18 protein-coding genes are annotated in these 23,080 nt (G+C 71.3%); 12 read left to right on the top strand and 6 right to left on the bottom strand.

Going from position 1 to position 23,080, the window contains the following annotated elements; all coding sequences use genetic code 11:
• From D9599_RS09685 to D9599_RS09670, 4 genes are read left to right on the top strand one after another with little or no spacing between them, the layout of a single operon-like run.
• Positions 1 to 2,208 (top strand): response regulator, encoded by a 2,208-nt coding sequence (locus D9599_RS09685; protein ID WP_198381023.1) that lies wholly within the window; start codon positions 1 to 3, stop codon positions 2,206 to 2,208.
• Between the two features lie 55 nt (positions 2,209 to 2,263).
• On the top strand, positions 2,264 to 3,322 hold the full coding sequence (gene cheB / locus D9599_RS09680; RefSeq protein ID WP_198381076.1) for a chemotaxis-specific protein-glutamate methyltransferase CheB: 1,059 nt from the start codon (positions 2,264 to 2,266) through the stop codon (positions 3,320 to 3,322).
• Positions 3,319 to 5,031, top strand: a complete 1,713-nt coding sequence (locus D9599_RS09675) for an ATP-binding protein (protein WP_309228593.1) — start codon at positions 3,319 to 3,321, stop codon at positions 5,029 to 5,031. The genes cheB and D9599_RS09675 overlap by 4 nt, the downstream gene beginning before the upstream one ends.
• Complete coding sequence (locus D9599_RS09670) at positions 5,028 to 6,944, top strand: response regulator (RefSeq protein WP_309228592.1); 1,917 nt, start codon at positions 5,028 to 5,030, stop codon at positions 6,942 to 6,944. Before D9599_RS09675 ends, D9599_RS09670 begins: the two co-directional genes overlap by 4 nt.
• Before the next feature lie 10 nt (positions 6,945 to 6,954).
• Here D9599_RS09670 and D9599_RS09665 read toward each other — a convergent pair whose 3' ends face one another.
• Positions 6,955 to 7,251 (bottom strand): hypothetical protein, encoded by a 297-nt coding sequence (locus D9599_RS09665; protein ID WP_198381022.1) that lies wholly within the window; start codon positions 7,249 to 7,251, stop codon positions 6,955 to 6,957.
• 262 nt (positions 7,252 to 7,513) lie between these two features.
• On the opposite strand from D9599_RS09665, the gene D9599_RS09660 reads away from it, so the two are divergent.
• The 4 genes from D9599_RS09660 to D9599_RS09645 are packed head-to-tail and all read left to right on the top strand — an operon-like array spanning position 7,514 to position 11,337.
• Entirely contained in the window at positions 7,514 to 8,644 is a 1,131-nt protein-coding gene (locus D9599_RS09660; RefSeq protein ID WP_198381021.1) for a TRAP transporter substrate-binding protein, read from the top strand.
• 30 nt (positions 8,645 to 8,674) lie between these two features.
• Positions 8,675 to 9,223, top strand: coding sequence for a TRAP transporter small permease subunit (locus tag D9599_RS09655; protein WP_198381020.1), 549 nt, complete (start codon positions 8,675 to 8,677; stop codon positions 9,221 to 9,223).
• 31 nt (positions 9,224 to 9,254) lie between these two features.
• Positions 9,255 to 10,667 (top strand): TRAP transporter large permease subunit, encoded by a 1,413-nt coding sequence (locus D9599_RS09650; protein ID WP_198381019.1) that lies wholly within the window; start codon positions 9,255 to 9,257, stop codon positions 10,665 to 10,667.
• Between the two features lie 7 nt (positions 10,668 to 10,674).
• A complete protein-coding gene (locus D9599_RS09645; RefSeq protein WP_309228591.1) occupies positions 10,675 to 11,337 on the top strand; it encodes a GTPase domain-containing protein in 663 nt (220 codons plus the stop codon).
• A 190-nt stretch (positions 11,338 to 11,527) separates the two neighbouring features.
• Here the strand turns inward: D9599_RS09645 and D9599_RS09640 are convergent, their stop codons facing one another.
• Together D9599_RS09640 and D9599_RS09635 are read right to left on the bottom strand one after the other, a co-directional pair.
• Positions 11,528 to 12,292 carry an SGNH/GDSL hydrolase family protein gene (locus D9599_RS09640; protein WP_198381017.1) on the bottom strand — a complete coding sequence of 255 codons (765 nt, stop codon included), beginning with the start codon at positions 12,290 to 12,292 and terminating at the stop codon, positions 11,528 to 11,530.
• An 87-nt stretch (positions 12,293 to 12,379) separates the two neighbouring features.
• Positions 12,380 to 13,096 (bottom strand): hypothetical protein, encoded by a 717-nt coding sequence (locus D9599_RS09635; protein WP_198381016.1) that lies wholly within the window; start codon positions 13,094 to 13,096, stop codon positions 12,380 to 12,382.
• On the opposite strand from D9599_RS09635, the gene D9599_RS09630 reads away from it, so the two are divergent.
• On the top strand, positions 13,095 to 14,546 hold the full coding sequence (locus D9599_RS09630; RefSeq protein ID WP_198381015.1) for a GTPase: 1,452 nt from the start codon (positions 13,095 to 13,097) through the stop codon (positions 14,544 to 14,546). The genes D9599_RS09635 and D9599_RS09630 overlap by 2 nt on opposite strands.
• A gap of 3 nt (positions 14,547 to 14,549) precedes the next feature.
• On the opposite strand, the gene D9599_RS09625 is transcribed toward D9599_RS09630, so the two are convergent.
• Entirely contained in the window at positions 14,550 to 15,011 is a 462-nt protein-coding gene (locus D9599_RS09625) for a MarR family winged helix-turn-helix transcriptional regulator (RefSeq protein WP_198381014.1), read from the bottom strand.
• A 151-nt stretch (positions 15,012 to 15,162) separates the two neighbouring features.
• On the opposite strand from D9599_RS09625, the gene D9599_RS09620 reads away from it, so the two are divergent.
• On the top strand, positions 15,163 to 15,885 hold the full coding sequence (locus D9599_RS09620; protein WP_198381013.1) for a class II aldolase/adducin family protein: 723 nt from the start codon (positions 15,163 to 15,165) through the stop codon (positions 15,883 to 15,885).
• A 12-nt stretch (positions 15,886 to 15,897) separates the two neighbouring features.
• Positions 15,898 to 16,860 (top strand): tripartite tricarboxylate transporter substrate binding protein, encoded by a 963-nt coding sequence (locus tag D9599_RS09615; protein WP_198381012.1) that lies wholly within the window; start codon positions 15,898 to 15,900, stop codon positions 16,858 to 16,860.
• Positions 16,861 to 17,182: 322 nt separating this feature from the next.
• Here the strand turns inward: D9599_RS09615 and gtdA are convergent, their stop codons facing one another.
• Complete coding sequence (gene gtdA, locus D9599_RS09610) at positions 17,183 to 18,256, bottom strand: gentisate 1,2-dioxygenase (protein WP_198381011.1); 1,074 nt, start codon at positions 18,254 to 18,256, stop codon at positions 17,183 to 17,185.
• Positions 18,257 to 18,453: 197 nt separating this feature from the next.
• Between gtdA and D9599_RS09605 the strand changes: the two genes are divergently transcribed.
• Entirely contained in the window at positions 18,454 to 19,680 is a 1,227-nt protein-coding gene (locus D9599_RS09605; protein ID WP_198381010.1) for a 3-hydroxybenzoate 6-monooxygenase, read from the top strand.
• A 292-nt stretch (positions 19,681 to 19,972) separates the two neighbouring features.
• Here D9599_RS09605 and D9599_RS09600 read toward each other — a convergent pair whose 3' ends face one another.
• Positions 19,973 to 22,807: a phosphoenolpyruvate carboxylase gene (locus D9599_RS09600; protein ID WP_198381009.1), complete on the bottom strand. Its 2,835-nt coding sequence runs from the start codon at positions 22,805 to 22,807 to the stop codon at positions 19,973 to 19,975.
• Between the last annotated feature and the right edge of the window lie 273 nt (positions 22,808 to 23,080).

Genomic DNA, 23,080 nt, shown 5'->3' with positions numbered 1-23,080 from the left:
ATGCCTGACTTCCGCGCGGAGCTGCTGGCGGCCTTCGCGGCCGAATATCGCGAGCACCTCTCCGCCATGCGCGCCGCCCTTCCGGCGGAGGATGCCGGCGGGGCGGTGACGCTGGAGCCGGCCGCGCTGCGCGAGGTGTTCCGCCGTGCCCATTCCCTGAAGGGGGCCGCGCGCGCGGTGGACCTCGCGGGCGTCGAGGCGCTGGCGCACCGGCTGGAGGGGCTGCTGGCGCGCGAGACGGACGCGGCCGCCGGGGGCGAGGCCCGCCTGCCCGCGCCGCTGGTGGCACTGCTGAACCGTGCGCTCGATGCGATCGAGGCCCAGGCCGCCGCCATGGCGGCGGGTGCGCCCCCGCCGCCGCTCGAGGCCGTACTGGCGGCGCTGGACGCCGCGCCCGGCGGGGGCGAGGTCCCGCGCCCAGGACCGCCGGCCGCGCCTCCTCCTGACCCACCCTCGACACCGCCCCCGGCCGAGGCGCCCACCCCGGCGGAGGGCTACCTTCGCGTCGAGGCCGCGCGGGTGGAGCGGCTCTCGGCCGCCAACCTCCGGCTGAAGGCGCTTCTCGGGCGCGGCGGCACGGCGGCCGGGCTGCGCGGCATGGAGGCCGAGCTGCGCGCGCTCCGCCGCGGCTGGGAGGGGCTGCGCACCGCCCTGCCTGCCGATGCCGCCCTCGCCCCGCGCCTGCGCGGCTTCGAGGCGGCACTGGGGGAGGTCACGCGCCGGGTCGCTGCCCTGGCGCGCGAGGGGCGCGAGACCGCGGACGCGCTCGATCGCGCCTCCAACGCCCTGCGGGAGGAGGTGGAGGCCATCGCCCTCGTCCCCGCCGGCAGCGTGCTCGGGCCGCTCGCCGCCGCCCTGCGGGAGATGGCGCGCGAGGCCGGACGGGAGGTGACGGTCCGGACCGAGGGCATGGAGGCTCAGGCAGAGCGCCGCGTGCTCCAGGCGCTGAAGGACCCGGTGCTGCATCTTCTCCGCAACGCCCTCGGCCACGGCGCCCCGCGGGACGGGGGCCGGGCGGAGATCCTTCTCCGCGTGGAGGCGACGGAGGCGGGGCTGACCGTCACGGTGCGGGACAATGGGCCGGGCCCCGACCTTGCGGCCATCGAGGCCGCGGCCTTGCGGGCGAACCTCCTGGCGCCCCGCCCGCCGGGCGCGCCACCGGTTCCAGCGGACGACCTCCTCGCCCTCGTCTTCGCGCCCGGCTTCTCGACGGCGGGGGCGGTGGACAACCTCTCGGGGCGCGGGATGGGCCTCTCCGTCGTGGCGGAGGCCGCTATGGCGCTGCACGGCGCCGCCGCGCTGCGGCCCGGGCCGGGCGGCGGCGCCGAGGTGGTGATCGCCCTTCCCCCCTCCACCGGGCGCCGGCCTCTGCTGCTGGTGGAGGCGGGCGGGCAGGTGCTCGGCCTTCCCGGCACCACGGCGCTCATCACGGTGGGGCCGGCGCTGCGCCTCGATCCCTCCGCCATGACGACGGCGGAGGGCCGGGCGGTCGCGCGGCTGGCCCTGCCGGGCGGGGAGGGGCTGGTGCCCGTCGTGCCGCTCGCTGCCCTGCTCGGCCGGGAGGCGGAGCCGGCCGGGCCGGGGCCTCGGCCGGCGGTGCTGCTCGGGCGGGGGACGGCGCGGCTTCTCCTCACCGTCGCGGCGCTGCACGACGCCCGCAGCCTCGTCGTGACCGAAGTGGACGCGCCCGGCCTCGATGCCGGGCTCGTCTCTGGCGCCGCGCTGATGGAGGACGACGCGGTCGCGCTCGTCCTCCGGCCGGGCGGGCTGCTGGATCGCGGGCTGCGCGAGGCGTCGCGCATCGGCCCCGCCGCCGTGCCCGCGCCTGCCGCGACCGCCCGGCGGCACGTTCTGGTGGTGGACGACAGCATCACGACGCGCACGCTGGAACGCAGCATCCTCGAATCCGGCGGCTACCGCGTGACCCTCGCGGTGGATGGGGCGGACGCGCTCAACTCTCTGCGCGCGCCGGGTGCAACGGTTGACCTCGTGCTCGCGGACGTTGAAATGCCGGTCATGGACGGATTCGGCCTGCTCGAGGCGATCAGGGCGGATCCGTCGTTCACGGGGCTTCCCGTGATCCTGATGACCTCCCGCGACAGTCCCGGCGACGTGCAGCGCGGCATGGAGCTGGGCGCGAGCGCCTACCTGACAAAGCAGGGCTTCGACCAGCAGGCGTTGCTGGCGACGATCGCCCAGCTCGTCTGATCCCGCGCGTGAGAGCTTGCCGGTGACCAGCCCTGAGCCACGCCCCGTGCGCGTGATGATCGTCGAGGACAGTGCGGTGGTGCGGCACCTGCTCGCGCACCTCGTCTCCCGCGACCCGCGGCTGGAACTCGCCGCCGCCGTCGCCTCGGCGGAGGAGGCGTTGGCCGAGATCGAGCGCGTCCGGCCAGATGTTATCTCGATGGACATCCGCCTGCCGGGCCTCGACGGGCTGGAGGCGACGCGGCGGATTATGGCGGAGCACCCCACCCCGATCGTCGTGATCGCCGATGCCGTGGAGGAGCGCGGGCTGCGCATCTCCATGAATGCATTGCGCGCCGGCGCCCTGACGGTGGTGGAGAAGCCGCTGGGCCCGGGGCGGGAGGGCTGGGAGGCCGCGGCCGAGGCGATCTGCACGCAGCTCTTCATCATGAGCCAGGTGCCGGTGATCCGGCAGCGCGGCATCGGCGGGATGGGCGCGGGCCCCGGCCGCGCCGCCTCCGCCCGCGCGGGAGCCCCGTCCTTCTCGCGCCCCTCCATGGTCGGCATCGCCGCCTCGACGGGGGGGCCACCCGCGATCGCCCGGGTGCTCGGCGCCCTGCCGGCCGACTTCGCGGCGCCCATCCTCCTCGTCCAGCACATGGGCGCGCCCTTCATGGAGGGTTTCGCCGCCTGGCTGGACGGGCTGGTGGCCCCCCGCGTGCTGCTCGCGCGGGATGGGCTGCGGCCGCAGCCGGGGCATGTGCACGTCGCTCCCGGCAACCGCCACCTTTCGCTGAGCCCGGCCGGGTTGTTGCGGGTGACGGATACGCCGCCCGTGGGCGGTCAGCGGCCGGCAGCGGACGTTCTGTTCGACAGCATGGCTCGTGCGCTCGGCCCGCGCGCGATGGGCATCCTGCTGACCGGTATGGGCGAGGATGGGGCGCGCGGCCTCGTTGCAATTAATTCCGTCGGCGGAATTACTCTCGCGGAGGACGAGACGACCGCTATCGTCTATGGCATGCCCGCGGCGGCGGTCCGTCTCGGTGGCGTGAGCGCCTCTCTGCCGCTGGATGGAATCGGTCCGCGGCTCCTCAGGGCGATCGGGGGGACATTGGAGGCGACAGGCGGGCAGTGAGCGCGGAAACGGCATGGCAGGCGACTGGCGCATCACCGCGCATCCTGCTCGTCGAGGACTCCGATACACAGGCCCTCCAGCTCCGCCGGATGCTGGAAACGGAGGGATTCCTTGTCAGCCGCGCCGGCAGCGCCGAGGCGGCGCTTGAGGCGCTGAACGGTCCCCTGCCCGCCCTGGTGATCGCCGACTACCACCTGCCGGGCATCAACGGGGACGAGCTGGTCCGCCGCATCCGCCTGAACGTCCGCGCTCGAGCGCTGCCTGTGCTCATGCTGACCGATGCCCAAGGCGGCGACCTCGAGCGCCAGGGGCTGGAGAGCGGCGCCGATGCCTATGCCCCGAAATCTGCCGGGCGGGAGATTATCCTGCTGCGTCTGCGGGCACTGCTGCGGCGGGGGGAGGGCGAAACCGATCCGGGCGCCGAGTCGCCCGGCGCCGGCTTCCGCCCCGCGCGCCTGCTGCTGGTCGATGACGGGCCCACCCACCGCCTCTGGCTCGCCAGCCTGCTGGCGGCCGACGGGGACCGGGTTGAGACGATCGGCAGCGCCGGCGCGGAGTTCACCGCGCGGACGGACGGCCCCTGGGACGGGGTTCTGGTGAACCTCGCAGGCATGCCCACGGGAGGCCTGGATCTGCTCCGCCAACTGGAGGCGCTGCGCCAGGCCGGTGCCGGGTTCCGGATCGTCGCGCTGGAAGGCAGCCGACCCGCCGCCGCCTTCGAGGCCGGCGCCGACGACGTGCTGCCCGCCGAGGCCGGGGCGGAGGTGATCCGGCTCCGCGTGCGTGCCCTCGTGCGGCGCAAGCTGCTGCGCGAGGAGAACCGGCGGATCGAGAACGCCATGCGCGAGCAGCTGCGTGAGGTGGAGCGGGCGCGGGCCGAGGCGGCTTCGGCCGAGGCGCGGGCGGCCCTCTCCGGCGCGCTCGCCCGGGCGAATGCCGAGCTGGAATCGGCCAATCAGGCGCTGCGCGACACCCAGGGCAAGCTCGTGCAGGCGGCGAAGATGGCCTCCTTGGGCGAGCTGGTGGCGGGGATCGCGCACGAGATCAACAACCCGCTCGCCTTCATCCTCGCCCACCAGGGCACCGTCTCTCGCCTGCTGGCGCAGGTGTCCCCGCGCGTGGCGGAGGATGCGGAGGCGACGCGGCTGCTGGACAAGGCGATGGCCCGGGCGGACTCCATGTCCATGGGGCTTCGTCGAATCCAGGATCTTGTGGGCAACCTGCGGAAGTTCTCCCGCCTGGACGAGGCGGGGGCGCAGGAGGTTGACGTGCCGGAGGCGATCGGCACCATCCTCGTGCTGCTGACCCACAAGCTGTCGGACCGCATCCTGGTGGAGCGCGACCTCGCGGCGCCGCGCATCCTTCGCTGCTCCCCGGCCCTGCTGAACCAGGTGGTGATGAACGTGGTCGGCAATGCCGCGGACGCGATCGAGGGGCAGGGCCGCATTCGCCTCGCCACCTTCATAGATAGCGGCGAGTACGTGATCGAGGTGAGCGACAGCGGGGCCGGCGTGCCCGAAGCGATCCGCGGCCGCATCTTCGAGCCCTTCTTCACCACCAAGCCGATCGGCGCGGGCACCGGTCTCGGGCTATCCATTGCCTATGCGGTGGTGGAGGCCCATGGCGGCAGCATCGCGGTGGACGACGCGCCCTGGGAGGGCGGCGGCGCGCGCTTCACCATCCGCGTCCCGCTGGAGGGCGCAGCGTGAACGACGGCCTCAGCGATGCCGCCGGCGAGCGCGGGGACGGGTTCCGGGCGGGCAGGCGCGCCACGATCCTTCTCGTGGACGACGAGGCGGAAATCCTCACCGCCCTGACGGACCTGCTGGAGGAAGGCTTCGAAGTCACGACCACCACCCGGCCGGAGGAGGCGCTGGCGCTCCTCGCGGGCGGGCTGCGCCCGGCCGTCATCCTGTCCGACCAGCGCATGCCGGGCCTGACCGGCGACGCTTTCCTCGAGCGCGCGCGCGCCTATTCGGACGCCGAGGCGCTGCTGCTGACCGGCTATGCCGAATTGGAAGCGGTGGTGGGCGCGCTGAACCGCGGGCGGATCGCGGGCTATGCCGCCAAGCCCTGGGAACCCGCGGCGCTGCTGGCGATGGTGGCCGCAGCGCGGGACCGGCACGAGTTGCGCCGCGCGCTCGAGACCGAGCGCGCGCTGATGCGGGGCCTGCTGGAGAACTTGCCGGAGCAACTCTCCTTCAAGGACGCGGCGGGGCGGTTTATCCGCCTGAACGCCGCCAAGGCCGCGGCGCTGGGGTCGAGCGTGGCCGCCTGCTTCGGCCAGCGAGAGGAGGAGTTCCTGCCACCCGAGGAGGCCGCGCGCCTGGCCGAGGCGGAGCGGGCAACCCTTGCCGAGGGAACGGTGTCGGAGGTGACCGAAACGGGCGCGGGCCCCGACGGGCTGCCCCGCTGGCTTCATGTCAGCCGAGTCGCACTCGGCGATGGCGTGCTCGTCACCATCGCTCGGGATGTGACGGAGGCCCGGCGACTGGAGGCGCGGCTGCGGCAGGCCGACAAGATGCAGGCGCTGGGCACCATGGCGGGCGGCGTCGCGCACGACTTCAACAACCTGCTGACCGCCATCCTGGGCAGCCTGCACCTGGCCGGGAAGCGGGTGAAGGATGAGCCGGGGCTGCAACGGCTGATGCGCAACGCCACCATGGCCGCCGAGCGCGGATCGGCTCTTACCCGGCGGCTGCTCTCTTTCTCCAGGCAGAACGAGTTGGCGCCGCGCAGCGTGGCAGTGAACCGCCTCATCCTCGGGATGGCGGACCTCCTGGCGCGGACGCTGGGCACCACGCCTGGCGGCACGCTGGAGCTGCGGCGAGACCTGCGCGCCGATCCCGGCACCACCCGCGTGGACCCGGATCAGCTCGAGCTGGCCCTGCTCAACCTCTGCATCAACGCGCGGGACGCCATGCCCGGCGGCGGCACGATCACCCTGGCCACCGCGGAGGTCAGGGTTGGGGCGGACGAGGTGCCGGAACTGCCGGCCGGGCATTATGTCCGCATCTGCGTTACCGACACGGGTAGCGGCATGTCGCCGGAGGTGCTCGCCCGCGTGCTAGAGCCCTTCTTCACGACGAAGGAGGTCGGCAAGGGCACCGGACTGGGCCTGTCGATGGTCTATGGGTTGGTGCGCCAGTCCGGCGGCGGGCTGACGATCGAGAGCGCGCCGGGACAGGGAACGCGCGTCGCGCTCTTTCTTCCCGCCGATGCCGGAGAGGGCGATGCCGAGGCCCCGGAGGCGGCCGATGCCGCCCAGGCTCGCGCGCCGGCGCGGGTGCTGGTGGTGGACGACGACATCACCGTGCGGGAGGTGACGGCCGGCTTCCTCTCTGATCTCGGGCACCAAGTGATCGAGGCGCCCAACGGGGAGGCGGCGCTCCGGATGCTGGAAGGCGATGCGGCCGTGAGCCTCATGGTGGCGGACTTCGCCATGCCGCGGATGAACGGAGCGGAGCTGGCCGAGCGGGCAAGGGCGCTCCGGCCGGGGCTCGCGATCCTGCTTGTCACCGGCTATGCAGAGCTGGGGACGATAGCGCCCGACATCCCGGTGCTGCAGAAGCCCTATCGCCAGGTGGAGTTGGCGGAGCGGGTGGCGGCGCTGCTGGGCTGAGGCAGCCGCATCAGCGGGACATCCCGCCGGCGCCGGCCTCCGCCATGCCTTGAGGCACGCGGGTGGACTGCGCTTCGGCGACATGGGCGGGCGGAGCACGTTCGGACAGGGCGGAGCCGGCGAGGGCCGCGATCTCCCGCAGGGCGGCGAGGGTCAGCGGAACCTGGGTCATGGCGCCGCAGTCTCCCTGCAGCTGCAGGGTAAGGCCCGCGGGATCCTGCATGAGGGCGGCGGAGTGAACCGGCGGAAGGAACCGCGGCTGGATCGAGCGGGAGGCCCGGCGGGAGGGGTTGGCGGAGGGGGACACGGACGGAGACCTTTTCCAGGGTGGGTGCCGGATCTTCCGGCCCGCACAGCATTCCGGCGCCAGCGTGAAGGAAAGGTGAACAAACGCGGCTGACCTAGGAAATCGCAGGGCTCGCGCAACCACTGCGGCCACCCACCCCGTGCGGCACCCTCCATTCCGGCTTCACAACATGAGAAGGACGCTAGGCAGCGGCGTTGTGGAAGTTTAAGGGGCGTTTTGGAACGCCCGCGCGCGATGGGCCGAAAAGGGAGACGAAGATCTGATGAATCGACGCCGTTTTGTCGCGGGAGCGCCTCTGGCAGCTGCCGCGGCGACGACCCTTGCCGCCCCCGCAGTCGCGCAGACCATGCCCGAGCTTCGCTGGCGCATGGCCTCCTCCTTCCCGAAGAGCCTCGATACGATCTACGGCGCGGGCGAACATGTGGCAAAGCGGGTCGCGGCGCTGACGGACAATAAGTTCCAGATCCGCACCTTCGCCGCCGGCGAGATCGTTCCAGCCTTCGGCACGGTGGATGCCGTGCAGCAGGGTAATATCGAGTGCGCCCACACAGCCTCCTACTACTTCGTCGGCAAGGACCCGACCTTCGCCTTTGACGGCACGGTTCCCTTCGGCATGAACTTCCGTCAGCTCAACGCCTGGCTGAATGCCGGCGGCGGGCATGAGGTGATGCGCGAGTTCTTCGAGGGGTACAACATCGTCTCCCTCCAGGCCGGCAACACGGGCGCGCAGATGGGCGGCTGGTTCCGCAAAGAGATCCGCAGCGTCGAGGACCTGAAGGGCCTGAAGTTCCGCATCGGCGGCTTCGCGGGCAACGTCATCCAGAAGCTGGGCTCGGTGCCGCAGCAGATCGCGGGCGGCGACATCTACGCCTCGCTCGAGCGCGGGACGATCGATGCCGCGGAATGGATCGGGCCCTATGACGACGAGAAGCTCGGCTTCAACCGCGTCGCCCCCTACTACTACTACCCGGGCTGGTGGGAGGGCGGGCTCAACCTGTCGCTCCACATCAACAAGGCGAAGTACGACGAGCTTCCGCAGATTTACAAGGATGCGCTGAACAGCGCCTGCCGGGACGCCACGATCGAGACGATGGCGAAGTACGACGCGCAGAACCCGCCGGCGCTGCGCCGCCTGCTGGCGAGCGGCACGCAGCTCCGCCCCTTCCCGCGCGACGTGATGCAGGCCTGCTACCGCGCCACCTTCGAGCTCTATGACGAGACGGCGGCAACGAACCCGCGCTTCAAGAAGGTCTACGACCACTTCAAGGCCTTCCGCGACACCCAACTCCAGTGGTTCCGGGTGGCAGAGAACTCCTACGATAGCTTCGTCTACCTTATGCAGGCGCAGGAGCAGCAGGCCCCGGCCGCCGCGGGGGCTCAGCCCCGGCGCTGAGGCCGGGCAGGCACAAGGATACTGGTGACGATGAAGCCCTTGTTGGCCTTCAGCCGCATGGTCGACAGCGTGAACGCGCTATTCGGCCGTGCGGCGGACTGGATGACGTTGCTGGCCTGCGCGATCAGCGCTGGCAACGCCACGGTGCGCTACGGCCTCTCCTACTCGTCCAATGCTTGGCTGGAGGTACAGTGGTACCTCTTCGCCGGCATGGTGATGTTGGGGGCGTCCTACACGCTGTTCCGGAACGAGCATGTCCGGGTGGACATCCTCTACGGCAGCTTCGGGCCACGGGCGCGACTGTGGGTCGATATCCTGGGCATCATCGTCTTCCTCCTTCCGGCCATGATCCTGCTGACCTGGATGACCTGGCCCTTCTTCCTCGACAGCTGGCAGCGGGGCGAGGGTAGCCAGAACGCGGGCGGGCTGATCCGCTGGCCAGTGAAGCTGATCCTGCCGGTCGGCTTCCTCATGATCGCGCTGCAGGGAGTATCCGAGCTCATCAAGCGGATTGCGCTGCTGCGGGGCCTGAAGCCCGAGGGGGAGGCGGTCGTGGAATACGAGCGGCCGCTCCAGTGACCCACCAGACCCTGACTGGACGATCCTTCACATGAACGCGGACTACATGCCGCCGCTGATGTTCGGCGGCCTGGTGGTGTTTCTTCTGATCGGCTTCCCCGTGGCCTTCTCCCTAGCCGCGGTGGGGCTGTTCTTCGGCTTCATCTCGATCGAGCTCGGCTTCTTCACGACAGACTACCTCGGCGTGCTGCCGCTCCGTGTCTTCGGCACGCTGTCGAACGACCTGCTGCTCTCGATCCCCTTCTTCACGCTGATGGGCGCGATCCTCGAGCGCTGCGGGCTGGCGGAGGACCTGCTGGAGGGGACGGGGCAGCTCTTCGGGAAGATCCCGGGCGGCCTCGCCTATGCGGTGATCCTCGTGGGCGCGGTGCTCGGCGCCATCACGGGCACCGTCGCGGCCTCGGTCATCGCCATGGGCATGATCAGCCTGCCGATCATGATCAAGTACGGCTACGATATGCGGATCGCGACGGGCGTGATCGCGGCGTCGGGCACCATCACGCAGCTCATCCCGCCCTCCCTCGTGCTGATCGTGCTGGGCGACCAGCTCGGGCGCTCGGTGGGCGACATGTATGCGGGCGCGATCGGGCCCTCGATCCTGCAGATCCTGCTCTTTATCCTCTTCATCGTCGGCGTCTCGATCTTCGCGCCGCACAAAGTGCCGCCGCTGCCGGACGAGGCGCTGGGCGCCCGCGGCTGGCCGCTGATCTGGCGCGTGGCCAAGGGGATGGTGCCGTCCATTGTCCTCATCTTCCTCGTGCTCGGCACTATCTTTATGGGGCTGGCCACGCCGACCGAGGCGGGCGCCATGGGCGCTGTGGGCGCCGTCGTCCTGGCCGTCGCCAACGGGCGCTACACCTGGGCGCTGCTGCGGGAGGCCATGGGCAACACCATGCGCATCACCGCCATGGTGATCTTCATCCTGCTCGGCGCCACCGTCTTCTCACTCGTGTTCCAGGGCGTCGATGGCTCCATCTGGCTGGAGCACATCCTTTCCGGCTTGCCGGGCGGGCAGATTGGCTTCCTCATCTTCGTTAATATTTTCGTCTTCTTCCTCGCCTTCTTCCTCGACTTCTTCGAGATTGCCTTCATCATCGTGCCGTTGCTGGCGCCGGTGGCAGCCAAGCTGGGCATCGACCTCGTCTGGTTTGGCGTGCTGCTCTGCATTAACCTGCAGACGAGCTTCATGCACCCGCCTTTCGGCTTCGCACTGTTCTACCTGCGCGGCATCGCGCCAAAGACGGTGCTGTCGCGCGACATTTACTGGGGCGCCATTCCCTGGCTGGTGCTGCAGGTGGTGCTGGTGGGAGTCGTAATCCTCTGGCCGGAGAGTGTGACCTACTGGATCGACAAGGGAACCGGCGTAGATCCGAGCACGGTCCGTATCGAAGTGCCGATGCCCGATACGGGCGAAGAGGAGCCGCCGCCCTTCAACTTCCGCTAGGCTGCCGGTGGCGCGGTTGTTTGGAAAGGCCTGGGGGGCGCTTCGCGGCGCCGCCCCGGGCCTTTTCCGTTCCAGGGCGGCGGCACCGGACTGGGCGGTAGGGCGCGGGCGAATCCTGCTCGTGGGGCCGACAGGCGCGGGGAAGAGCGCGCTGGTGAATGCCGTCCTCGGCGAGGGAACGGCGCCAGCGGGCGCCGGGGCGCCGGTGACGGCAGGGACGAGCTGGTACGGGGAGAGGTCCCCCCTCCCCCTCGCGCTGGGCGACACGCGGGGGCTGGAGGCGGCGGAGAGCGCGGCGCAGGTGCGGGCCTTCGAGGCCTCGCTGGCCGCGCTGCCGGCGGAGCGGCGGCCCCATCTCGTCTGGCTGGTGATCAATGCGGAAGGAGGGCGCTCCTTCGCGGGGACCGGAACACTGGCGGGGTTGGCCGCCTCCCTGCGCTCGGCCGGCATCCCCTGCCTCGTGGTGCTGACCCATGCGGAGCCCGGGGAGGCAAGCCATGCGCGGCTGCGCAGCCGGATCGCGGAGACGATGCCGGAGGTGGCGATCGCGGCCGTGAACAGTCGGGCGCTGGTGGGGGAGGATGGGACGGTGCTGCTGCCCGCCCATGGGGTGGAGGAATTGCTGAGCCGTTCGCGGGCCTTCCTGCCGGAAGGGCACGACGGCGGCTGACACCGGGTGGTCCAGCCTCCTCCCGGCTTGGCAGGCGAGGTCCGCATGGATCGGGCGGTTACGGCGTCGCGCTCAGCGTGATGCGCGGGCTCGGCATCCACCCACAGGTTGTCCTTCCTGGCGAACAGGGAGTTTCGGGCCGGGAGGGCGCCTCGGCGTGGCTGAGACCGGCGCGCGAGGGCTTGAGGCACTACCGGCGAGGGCTGCCGGTGAAGACTTCGGGATGCTGTCGGCCGAAGTCGTGCTCCGAGAGCAGATGGAGAATGGCCCCCGCGATCTTGCCGCCGCCCTGTCCGGAGGGCTCGATGGGGTTCGCGAAGTCGGCGTCCTCGCTGCAGATGAGGCGCAGGTCGAGCAGGGGCAGGCCGCGCGAGAAGGCGGCCCGGATAATCACGTCGTTGAACAGCGCGAGGCCCGCCAGGGCCAGGCGCTGGCGCAGCGGATCGGGGAAGCGCGGGTCGTAGACCGTGCAGAGGGCCGTCGGCAGCCCCCGCGCGAGGACGGCGTCGAGCATGGCGCGGTAGTCCTGCCGGAAGCGCTCGCGTACATCAGCGAGCCTGGCCGCGCCCTCGCCGACGCTCCTGGCGGCCTGCTGGAACACCCCTTCCTGCCGGAGACCGTCATTGCCGCCGACGCTGACCACCAGATGCGTGGCCTCTGCCGGAACACGCGCGAGTTGCCGCGGCACGTCGCCCGATACCGCGCCGTCCACCGCGGCCAGGGTCGCCTGCCAGGGGGGCGGCAGCCGACCGCGCAGATGCGTCACAACATCGGGTTGGCCGCCCACATAGGCCTTGTTGTCGAAGGATGAGTCGCCGAGCAGCACGACATGCGCCGCCCCGCCGGGCTGGCGGCCCTGCGCGGCGGCCGGGCCGGAGGCCGCGCCCAGCCCCGCGGCGGCGAGGGTGCCGATCGCGTGCCGGCGGTCCGCGGTGAAGAGGGTGGGGATCCTCATCGTCTTGCATCCTCGCCCGGGCCAGTGAGGCCCCTGGTGTAACGCCCGGGCGGCCATGCGGGGCGGCGCGATACCCTGGGGTGCTTCCTAGAATCCCATGCCGATACCGCGGAAGGGGAGCAGCAGCAGCTCCCACCAGGCCATATGGGCGACGCCGTAGAGGCCCGCCTTCCACATGAGGGCCGAGCGGAAGCCGAACATCACCACGAGCATGGGCAGGAGGCCGAGCGCCGCCGTCCAGAGGAGTTCCCGCCGCACGGCCTTGCCGAGGGCGTCGGCCAGGGCGAGGGCCACGCGGTCGCGGTCGTCCTGGTAGACAAGGCGCGCGGCGCGGAGACCGAGGCGGGGGATGAGGGAGGCGGCGCGGCCCACCTCCTCCATCTTCGTCTCCAGCATTGTGATCGCGTGGCGGGCAAGAACGAAGAGGGCGAAGCGGAAGACCGGAGCACCGCGCAGCAGGAACAGGGCGCGGACGAGCGGCCAGGTGGAGATCACCCCCTGTGCGAAGTGGAGGAGGTACCAGAGGAGCACCGCGCCCGCCGCCGCGATGGCCCAGCCGACGCTGGGCAGGAGGGGCGCGACGGCCGCGAGAGCGAAGAAGACGGCGGTGACGGAGATGGCGACCAGCGCCTCCTCCGCCACGTAGCGGAAGACGGCGTTGCCGATGAAGGCCTCCACCGCTGGTTCCAGCTCCGCCGCCAGCTCCGCCTCGCTGCCCGCGAGCAGGGCGGCGATGAGAGAGGCGCTGCCGCCCTCCTGATCAGGGGCCTGGAGAGCTGGAGGGGGTTGGACGGGAGGGGACATGCCGGGCAGAGTCGTCGTGATGCGCCGCAAGCCCGTCAAGGCCGACCCGATCGCCGTCGCGCTGGAGCACGCCCGCCGTGCCGTGGCCGGGGGCGACCCGCTGCCGCTCCTGCTGCTCTGCACCCGGGCGGAGCGGGCGGAGATCGCGGCCGCGGCGGGGCTTCCCGATCCCGGCCCCCTGCCGCTCGCGACGGCCCTGCGGCCGATGCTGGTGGAGGGGGCGGAGGCCGCGCCGGGGCTGATCGCCCTGCTGACGGCGCTGCGGGTGAAGAAGCTCTCGGCGCTGGGAGATCGGGCAGCGGTGGTGCGCGGCTTCACCCGCCCCGCCCCGCGGCGCGGGACATGGCTCGGCCGGCTGCTCGGGCGGGGCACGACCCTGCTGGATGACGCGGTGGCGGCGCTTCCTGGCGTGGAGGACCGTCTGGCGGGGATGCAGCGCTGCAACGTTCTGCTGGCCGGCCGATCCGGGGCGGGCAAGAGCACCCTGGTGAACGCAGTCTTTGGGCGCGTGGTGGCGGAGGCGGGAGAGGGCGCGCCGGTCTCCTCCGCCGCCACCTGGTACCGGCACCCCTGCGCGCCGCTGCACCTGGCCGATACGCGCGGGCTGGAGCCGGGCGCCTATGGCGAGACGCGGGAGGCGGTGGAGGCGGAGCTGGCCCGCCTGTCCGCCCTGCCCGAGGAGGAGCGGCTGCACGTGGCCTGGCTCTGCGTCGATTCGGCGGGGGAGCGGGTGGAGCCGGCGGACCGGGATCTCGCTCGCCTGCTGGCGCAGGGCGGGGTTCCGGTGATCCTCGTGCTGACCAAGGCCTGGGGGGAGGACCGGCTCTCGGAGGCCGCGAGGGCGCTGGTGCCGGAGGCCACGGCCGTGCTGCGGGTGGTGGCGGCCCCGCGCCTGTTTCCAGGCGGCGCGAAGGTAGAGGCGCGCGGGCTGGAGGAGTTGGTGGCGGCCACCGTCGCGGCCCTGCCGGCCGGGCGGCGCGCGGCGGCGGCGGCGGCGAATCTCGTCGCCCTCGCGCCGAAGATCGCCGAGGCGGAGGCGGCCATTGCCGCGCATGCGAGGGCGGCCGCCGCCCTCTCGGCCACCCCCCTGCCCTTCGCCGATGCCGCGCTGCTCTTCGGCTTGCAGGCGAAGATGATCGTGGACGTGACCGTCCGCATGGGCACGCCGGCCGAGGAGATGCCGCTGAAGGCTGTCGCCGCCGCGCTGCTCGGCCCGGCCGCGGCGGGGATGGGCGGCAGGGTCGCGGCCCGGGCCTTCGGCACGCTGCTGAAGCTCGTGCCCGGGGTCGGCAGCATCGCGGGCGGTGCGATCAACGCGGCGGTGGCCTATGGGCTGACGACCGCGCTGGGCAATGCCTACCTCGCCTTCCTGAGGGATCGCTGGGCGGTGTTGCACCGTCCGCCGACCCTGCAGGAGGTCGTGGCCTTCCTCGGGCGCTTCCGGGGGTAGCGGCTACCCCACTGCCCGGCGGCGCAGCGGCGCTGGCGTCACCTCGTTGTGCACCTCCGCCAATTCGCCGAGGAGACGGATGAGGGTGGCGCGGTCCGTCGGCGAGAGGGGTGCCAGGATGCGCTCCTGCACGCGCCGAACAGCGGGTTCCACGCGGCGAAGGAGCGCCTCGCCTTCCGGGGTGAGGCGCAGGCGCTTGGCGCGGCGGTCACCCTCGGTGTGGGAGCGCTCGATCCAGCCCTTCGCCTCCAGCCGCTCGAGCACGCCGCCAAGGGTGGAGCGATCGAACGCAATGAGGGCGGAGAGGCGTGTCGCGTCCACGTCCGGGTTCTCGCGGATGGCGTAGAGAGCGCCGAACTGCACCGAGGTGAGGTCCTGCGCGGCCACCTCCTCGGCGAAGAGGGCGCTGGATATCTGCTGGGCCCGCCGGATGAGGTGCCCGGGCATGGCGTAGAGTTCGTGCATCGGGTGCGGGTTCCGTGTTGTTCTGTCGGCTGATCTTCCGGGCGACGGTCGGCCGCATTGACGGTATGCTGAAAGAACGCATACTGCCTTTTCAAAGGAATGGGGAGGTCCGCCGCTCGGTCCACCCCTCGAAAGGGATGGAGACACCGGCTTGAAGCAGGACCTGCACAGCTTGCTGGGCGACCTTGTGATCGCCAACCGCATCCTCGCGCATGAGAACGTGCTCGACGACTTTGGGCATGTCGCGGTGCGCCACCCCGATCGCGCGGACCGCTTCTTCGTCTCGCGCTCCCGCTCGCCCGAGATCGTCACGCGCGACGACCTGCTGGAGTTCACACTGGACGGCGTCCCCGTCGATCCGAAGGGCCTACGCCCTTACCTCGAGAGCGTGCTGCACGCGCGGATTTTCGCCGCGCGGCCGGACGTGCAGGCGACGGTGCACCACCACTCGCCAGCCGTGCTGCCCTATACGGTGATCGACGAGGTGCCGCTCCGGCCCGTGTTCCACATGGGTTCCGTGCTGGGCGGCCCGGTGCCGGTCTGGGACAGCCGGGACGAGTTCGGCGACACGAACATGCTCATCGACGACGTGCCGAAGGCCGACAGCCTGGCGAAGGTGCTCGGCGGCGGCACCTCGGTGCTGCTGCGCAATCACGGCGCCACCTGCGCCGCGCAATCCCTTCCGGCGGTGGTCTTCGTCTCCGTGCGGATGAAGGACAACGCGGAACTGCAGTCCCGCGCCATGGCGATGGGCAAGCCGCGCTACCTCACCGAGGGCGAGACGCGCATGGCCGGCGACATGCTGATGGGCGAGCGGCCGCTGGAGCGCGCCTGGTCCTACTGGCGGGCCCGCGCCGGCTATGGTGGCATCTAGGAGGGAGTGGCCATGAACATCAGCCGTCGAAGCCTCGGTGCCGCTTCGCTCCTCGCCGCCCTTCCCGTTGCGGTGCGCGCGCAGCGGCGGCCGGTGCGCATCGTCGTGCCGGCGGCGCCGGGCGGGGCGATCGACATCATCGGGCGCATCTACGCCACGCGCCTCGGCGATCTGCTGGGCTCGACCTGGGTGGTGGAGAACCGCTCCGGCGCGAGCAACACGCTCGGTGCGGCGGAGGTGGCGCGCTCGGCGGCCGACGGGCTCACCTACCTCGTCAACGCCGACATCCAGCTCATGGCCAAGCACGTGATGCGCTCCGTACCCTACGACCCCGTGGGAGACTTCACGCCCATCTCGCGCCTGGCGACGGCGCCCATGGTGCTCGTGGGCAACCCGCGCAGCACACCGGAAGGGGGCGTTGCCGCGCTAATCCCGGCGATGAAGTCGCGGCCCGACCGCTTCACCTTTGCCAATTCCGGCCTCGGCTCCATGGGGCACCTGGCGACCGAGGGCTTCAAGCGCGAGGCGGGCCTCGACAGTCTTGTCGTCACCTATCGCGGCACCGCGCCCGCGCTGACCGACGTTGTCTCCGGCAATACCGCGCTGATGGTGGCCCCGCTCGGCTCGGCCCTGCCGCAGATCGAGGATGGGAAGCTTCGCGCCTACGCCATCATGGGTCCGCAACGCTCGCCCCGTGCGCCGGCGATCCCGACCATCGCCGAACAGGGCATGCCCTCGCTCGACTTCACGCTGTGGTACGCGATGTGGGCGCCGAAGGGCCTGGCCGACGCCGAGGCCGACCGCGTGAACACCGCCGTGCAGACGATTTCCCGCGAGCCCGACATCCGCGCGCGCCTCGCCGAGCAGGGTGCGGAACCAGTGACGGAAGACCGCGCCACCTTCACCCGCTTCATCGCGACCGAGAACGTGCGGAGCGCGAAGATGGCCGAGGTGGCGAAGATCGAGCCGGAGTAGAATCTCTCTTCGTCACTGCCGCCTTGCTGGCCCCGGAGAGGGCGTTGCCCTCTCCGTACCTCCGGGCGAACGCGCAGCGTTCGTCCCGCGCCCGCCAAGGGCCTGAGGCCCTTGGATCCCCATCTGGCTGGCGCGGATGAATGATGGGAGCCGGTTCTTTTCCCGGCACCCTTCCCGCATGTGCAGTCGCCTCGGGTCCACGACCCAAGGCTCACCGGCCGCTCAGCGATTCCAAACAGATAGAAGAAGAAGATGATGGTGAGGGGTTCGGGGAGAGGAAGAATTCCTTCTTCCTCTCCCCAGAGTCACCAACGCCACCCCATCAGGCGTTGCCGCGGTCCTCGCGCCAGAGGTGCAGCGCTTCCTGCACAGGCCGGTCCGAGAAGGAAAAGAGGACGCTCTCCTCCGCCGCCTCGTGGCGGACCTTCTTCCAGGAGGGAACGACGAAGACGTCGCGCTTGCCCCAGTCCACCACGAAGTCGTCGCCGATGATGCTGCGACCGCGGCCCTCCATCGGCACGAAGACGGTCGCGTCGGTGGAGCGGTAGGCGGCGGTGGAGAAGCCCTTCGGCAGGAGCTGGATGAAGGTGCCCATGGTCGCCATGGCGTGGTTGCCGGTGACCGGGTTGGTGTAGCGCATCTTCAGCCCGTGGCAGGGATCCCAGGCCTCGGCGCGGCGCATGCGCTCCAGCGCCTCGCGCGTGCGGGCATAGGGATAGTTGAAGACAGGGGAGCTGCCGCCGCTGGGCTTGTGGTCCACCGGCATGAGGTTGGCGCCAAAGCGCGCGTCGCTGTCGCCGAGGGGGCGGGTGACGGGCTGCTCGTCCTGGTCGAGGTGTTCGGCGAAGGAGGCATCGAGGAGCTGAACCACGGGGATGTCGAGGCCGTCGAGCCAGAAGATCGGCCGGTCGCTCTCGTTGCCGTGATCGTGCCAGGACATGGGGGGCGTGATGATGAAGTCGCCCTCCTCCATGATCGTGCGCTCGCCGTTCACAGCGGTGTAGGCGCCGCTGCCCTCGAGGACGAAGCGCAGTGCGGTCTGGGTGTGGCGATGGGCGGGCGCGACCTCGCCGGGCAGGACGAGCTGTACGCCGGAATAGAGCGAGGTGGTGATGCGGGACTGGCCTCGGAGCCCTGGGTTCTCGAGCACCAGCACGCGGCGCTCGGCCTCCTTGGCGGTGATGAGGCTGCCGGCCTCCATCATCGCGGCACGGATCTCATCGAAGCGCCAGCTGGCAGGGCGGCAGGCGCTGCGCGGCTCGGGGGTGACCAGTTCCGCAAGCGAAAGCCAGAGGGGCGTCAGGTTCTGCTGGCCGATGCGGCCGTAGAACTCCTGGCGCCTCGCCTCCACCGCCGGGTCCTGCGTGCCGGGCGCGGAATTCACATTCGTGTCCATCGTCGCCGTCCCTCCTTTGAGGTTTGACCGTATACGGACAATCCGTGTAAGGTCAATCCCGTCGAGCTGCCCCGTTCGGGTTGCGTCGGGGGATGTGGTCGTTGCCACCACCCTCTCCCAGCCCCCTTTGCGGCAGCCCTGAACGGCCCCGGCGAAGCGAACGCCGGCGAGAAGACCATGCACCCGGAGGACCAAGGATGACCACTCGCCAGGAAAAGCCGATCCTCATCGCCGGTGGCGGCATCGGCGGGCTGGCCGCGGCCCTCGGGCTCGCCCAGGCCGGCTTCAACGTGACGGTGCTGGAGCGCGCACCGGTGCTGGGCGAGATCGGCGCGGGCATCCAGCTCGGCCCCAATGCCTTCCAGGCCTTCGATCACCTGGGCATCGGCGACGCGGCGCGGGCCATGGCCGTCTACGTGGACCAGCTTCGGCTGATGGACGCGCTGATGGCCGAGGACATCGCCATTATCGACCTGAAGGAGGATTTCCGGCGGCGCTTCGGCAACCCCTACGCCGTCGTGCACCGGGGCGACCTGCACGGCGTGTTTCTCCGTGCCTGCGAGGCGAGCCCGCGCATCACGCTCCGCACCGGCTGCGCGGTCATGGATTACGAGCAGGATGGCAGCGGCGTAACGGCCCTTCTGCAATCCGGCGAGGCGGTTCCGGGTTCCGTGCTGATTGGGGCGGACGGATTGTGGTCTCGCATTCGCACCCGCGTGGTGGGCGATGGCCCGCCGCGCGTGACCGGCCACACCACCTATCGTTCCGTCATCCCGACCGAGCAGATGCCGGAGGACCTTCGCTGGAACGCGGCGACGCTTTGGGCCGGGCCGAAGTGCCATATCGTCCACTACCCGCTCTCTGGGTGGAAGACCTTCAACCTCGTTGTCACCTACCACAACGACGCGCCCGAGCCGGTGGCCGGCCTGCCCGTGGAGGAGGAGGAGGTGATGCGCGGCTTCGAGCACGTGCATCCGAAGGCGCAGAGCATCATCCGCCACGGGCGGGACTGGAAGCTTTGGGTGCTCTGCGACCGCGATCCCACGGAGAAATGGGTGGATGGCCGCGTGGCCGTGCTGGGCGACGCCGCGCATCCCACGTTGCAATACCTGGCGCAGGGCGCTTGCATGGCGATGGAGGATGGCGTCTGCCTCGCTCAGGAAATGGCGGCGCACCCCGGCGATGCAGAGGCGGCGCTGGAGGCCTATCGCCGTCGCCGCGTGCTGCGGACGGCGCGCGTGCAACTCCAGTCCCGCGCGGTGGGGGACCACATCTACCACCCGGCTGGCGCACACGCGGCGCTGCGGAACAGCATCATGTCCAGCAAGAGTCAGGAGCAGTGGTACGACACGATTCACTGGCTCTACGGCGATACGGGACTGGGGGATGCACCAGTCGCAGCGCGGGTGGCGGCTGAGGTCTGAGGAAAGCCGGTGCTGGTGACTCCGGGGAGAGGAAGAAGGAATTCCTCCTCTCCCGGCCCCCTCTCCATCATCTTCTTTTTCAACTTTGAGATAACTTGGCGGCCGGTGCAGCTCGGGTCGTGAACCCGAGGCGACGGCACGCCCAGGAAGAAGCCCAGGAAACAGAACCGGCCCTTCATCACCGCATCCACGACAGCCAGATGCGAGTCCAGGGGCCTCAGGCCACTGGCGGTTGAGGTCTGGAGAGGGCAGCGCCCTCTCCAGGGCCATCAGCGCCGAACAACTCAGGTCACTACCCGAAGGCCCCGCACTCCAGCGACACCACCGCGCTCGCCTCTCGCACCATCGCGAAGAGTTCCCGTAGCGGCTCCATGATTTCCGCGTGCTCCCGCCCGTAGCCGCCGTAGCGGGGCGAGGGCGGTTCGCCATAGTCCAGGGAGGCGCTCGGCGGTTCGTGGGCGGGGAAGACGCCGTCCAGGAGTTTCGCGGCCTCCTCCACGTCCAGGCGCAGCAGGCGGCGGAGCAGGCCGTCGCGCGTCACGCCGTGACGGGGGGAGAACTCCGGGATGTTTACGGCGCGCATCCAGATCCGGTGCACCAGCAGCAGCCGCAGGGCGTGCACGGCGAAGAGGCGGTCTGACATGCGAGGCGCCTCCCCTTCCGCGGGCCAGGCGCGGCGCAGGGAGGTCTGGTCGGCCAGGAGGCTGCGGAAGACGCGGCGGACGGGGTCGCCCAGTCCCTGCTCCTCCAGGGCGGCGGCGACGGCCGAAAGGGAAGCGGCATTGGCGGCGGTGCGGGCATTGGCCGCGCGGTCGAGCCACATGCCGGGATCGAGCGTCGCGACGTAGCCGCGCAGCACGTCGGGGTCCGAGAGCGAGAGGCCGGCGCGGGCGAAGGCCATGGCACCGGCGAAGCGGGGGGACTTGCGAAGAAGTTCCGCGAAGCCCTCCGGCTCGCGCGAGGCGTTGGCGCCAAGGCCGTGGGTAAGATTGGCCAGGAAGCCGAGCTGCTGCAGCACGGCGTTGTTGGGGATGGCGCGAAGCTCGCGCGCGTGGCGGATGGTAGCGGGGCCGCCGGTGTCGCTCTGGCGGGCGACGGGGCGGGAGCCTGTGCGGTCCAGCAGCGCCGGGCCGAAGCCGCCAAGCAGGCCGGCATAGCCGGGATCCTCCACCAGCGCGCCCATGGCGCTGCGCATGCCCGCGAAGAGGTCCGCGGCGAAGCCGGCCTCGGCGTAGACAGGGTCGGTCACCTCGCCGGGCGGGGGGGCGAAGGCGTGCTCGGCGATGCGCGCGACGACGGCATGCGCAAGAGCCGGCGTGCCGAAGAGCTGGTAGCCATCGCCGCCCTGGAAGCTCGTCTCGATGCGCGTCGGGATCCGGGCGGCGGCGAAGGCGGCGCGAACGGCGGGCGGGTCGAGGTAGTCGAGGCGCGCGGCCAAGCCGTCAGGATGGCCGCCGCGGCCGAGGCCCTCGCCATGGGTCTCGAAGAGCACAACCTCCAGCGCGCCCAGGCCGTGGCGGGCGAGCAGGTCGGCGACGCGGAGCTTCAGGCGCTCGATGAGGTGGCTGGCGGCGGGCTGGCCGATGTAGCGGCCGGAATCCGAGTAGCCGAACTGCAGGCAGAGTCGGCCGATGCCGCGGAGGTACTCGCGCCAGTGCGGGGAGCGGAGCGCCTCCTCGATCACGCGCTCGCCGCGGCGCTCCAGGGCCTCCGCTGTCTCGAAGAGGGGGCTGATCTCGACGTGCCGCTCCACGCCGCAGAGGCGCGCGAGAAAGAGGGCCGCCAGAAGGGTGAAGCCGCTCTCGGTCTCCGCAACGAGGAAGCGCACGGGCTGGGAGGCGTCCACGTGCTTCGTGATCTGGGCGACCGTCATCATCAGGCGCATGGCGCTCGCGGATTCCGCGAGAAGGCCGCCGGTATCGACCGGCTCGGGCCTGGCCTCGTCCAGCGCCGCGTTGATGGCGCCGAAGAGGGCGCGGCGGCGTGCGGCGTCGTCGGGCGCGCCGCCGAGGGCGGGCACGCGCAGCCGCGCGGCGTTGTGGAGCTGTGCCGAGTTGAGGCGCGTGTGGGTCTGGGCGAGCGACAGCCCGTGGGCCGCGAGCCCCGCCCGGGCGACGCAGAGGGCGAGGCGTGCCTTGTCATCAGGGGCCGCGTCGATGGCGGGGCCGAAGAGCTCAAGCAGGGGCTCGGGCGTGGTCAGCGCCTCCTCCCGCCGGCCGACGAGGAGCATTGCGAAGCGCTGGGCCGCCTCGGGCTCGGGTGTGCCGGGCGGTGGGCAGGCCATGATCTGCGCGCGCACGGCATCGAGTGCCGTGGCGAGGCGGTCCAGCAGTGGTTGGGTGGCGTCGAGGGAGAGGGCGGCGATCTGCGCCTCCAGCCGGGCGAGGCCAAGCTCCTTCATCCGCAGGCGCAGTCGCAGCGTGTCCTGCCAGCCGATATCGGTTCGCCCATCCGTGTCATAGCCGACCCAGGAGGAGAGGAGGACGGGAGCCGGCATGAGGGTTCGCCAACGGTCCTGCCAAGTGTCGCGCGCGACCGCCAGGAAGGCGGCGGACAGGCGGTCCAGCGCGTCCCGTCCGTTGGCGATGGCGGCGACGGCCTGGGTGAACTCCTCCTCCAGATCCGGCGGCACGGGGCGCAGCGGCAGGCCGGAGGGCGGGGGCGTGCCGCAGGCGGCCTCGGCCAGGGCCCGGTTGGTGTCGCGCGGCAGGGAGAAGGTCGGGTGGGCCGTGAACACTGCCGCGGCGCGGGGGCGCTCGCAGGCCTGGCGGAAGGCGGCGAAGGGAACGGGGCTATCGGCGGGATCCGGGCGCGCGGTGCGGCTGGCGACCGCGATGAGGGCGGCGTCGGTCAGCCCGGCATCGGTGCCGCCGAGCTTGCGGGCGAGGGAGGCCGCGCGGTCGGCAAAGGCGAGGTCGCCGATGTGGCGCAGCGCCGCGCGAAGGTCGGGCAGGGTCAGCTCGCCGTCATCCAGGCGGCGGCTCAGGGACAGGGCCATGGCCAGGGCAGGGGCGCCGAAGGGGTCGCCCCGGCCCTGCGCGCGAGCCTTCGCGGCCATGGCGAGAAGGTCGGGGCCGGAGATGGCCGCGCGATGAGGGTCGGTCGCCTCGGCGGAATGCTGGTCCATCGCTCTGCTCTCACTCCGTGCCGGGGCCCATCGCAAGAACGGGCGCCTCCTCAGAGGGTGGGGGCGGCGGCGGCTCTGGCAAAGGCCTTGCGTGTGCGGCGCAGCACGCCGGTCAGGGCCGGGGCGTTGCATGGAGGCCGAAAGCCTGCGGGTTCTGCTGGTGGATGCGGATCGGGCGGCCCTGGTCTCGGCCGGACTGGAGGCGGGCACCCCAACGCTCGGGCGGTGAAGGATTCCCAATGGCATGAGGCTTGCTGCGGCTGCACGGCGGCC

This window comes from Roseomonas sp. KE2513, from assembly GCF_016107305.1.
GTDB lineage: Bacteria > Pseudomonadota > Alphaproteobacteria > Acetobacterales > Acetobacteraceae > Roseomonas.
This window is presented reverse-complemented; position numbering and strand designations above follow the sequence as displayed.

Excerpts from the sequence above, each read along its gene's own strand:
- D9599_RS09685 (WP_198381023.1), top strand. The coding sequence starts at position 1 with ATGCCTGACTTCCGCGCGGAGCTGCTGGCGGCCTTCGCGGCCGAATAT.
- cheB (WP_198381076.1), top strand. The coding sequence starts at position 2,264 with ATGATCGTCGAGGACAGTGCGGTGGTGCGGCACCTGCTCGCGCACCTC.
- D9599_RS09660 (WP_198381021.1), top strand. The coding sequence starts at position 7,514 with ATGAATCGACGCCGTTTTGTCGCGGGAGCGCCTCTGGCAGCTGCCGCG.
- D9599_RS09655 (WP_198381020.1), top strand. The coding sequence starts at position 8,675 with ATGAAGCCCTTGTTGGCCTTCAGCCGCATGGTCGACAGCGTGAACGCG.
- D9599_RS09650 (WP_198381019.1), top strand. The coding sequence starts at position 9,255 with ATGAACGCGGACTACATGCCGCCGCTGATGTTCGGCGGCCTGGTGGTG.
- D9599_RS09640 (WP_198381017.1), bottom strand. The coding sequence starts at position 12,292 with ATGAGGATCCCCACCCTCTTCACCGCGGACCGCCGGCACGCGATCGGC.
- D9599_RS09630 (WP_198381015.1), top strand. The coding sequence starts at position 13,095 with ATGCCGGGCAGAGTCGTCGTGATGCGCCGCAAGCCCGTCAAGGCCGAC.
- D9599_RS09635 (WP_198381016.1), bottom strand. The coding sequence starts at position 13,096 with ATGTCCCCTCCCGTCCAACCCCCTCCAGCTCTCCAGGCCCCTGATCAG.
- D9599_RS09625 (WP_198381014.1), bottom strand. The coding sequence starts at position 15,011 with ATGCACGAACTCTACGCCATGCCCGGGCACCTCATCCGGCGGGCCCAG.
- D9599_RS09615 (WP_198381012.1), top strand. The coding sequence starts at position 15,898 with ATGAACATCAGCCGTCGAAGCCTCGGTGCCGCTTCGCTCCTCGCCGCC.
- gtdA (WP_198381011.1), bottom strand. The coding sequence starts at position 18,256 with ATGGACACGAATGTGAATTCCGCGCCCGGCACGCAGGACCCGGCGGTG.
- D9599_RS09605 (WP_198381010.1), top strand. The coding sequence starts at position 18,454 with ATGACCACTCGCCAGGAAAAGCCGATCCTCATCGCCGGTGGCGGCATC.
- D9599_RS09600 (WP_198381009.1), bottom strand. The coding sequence starts at position 22,807 with ATGGACCAGCATTCCGCCGAGGCGACCGACCCTCATCGCGCGGCCATC.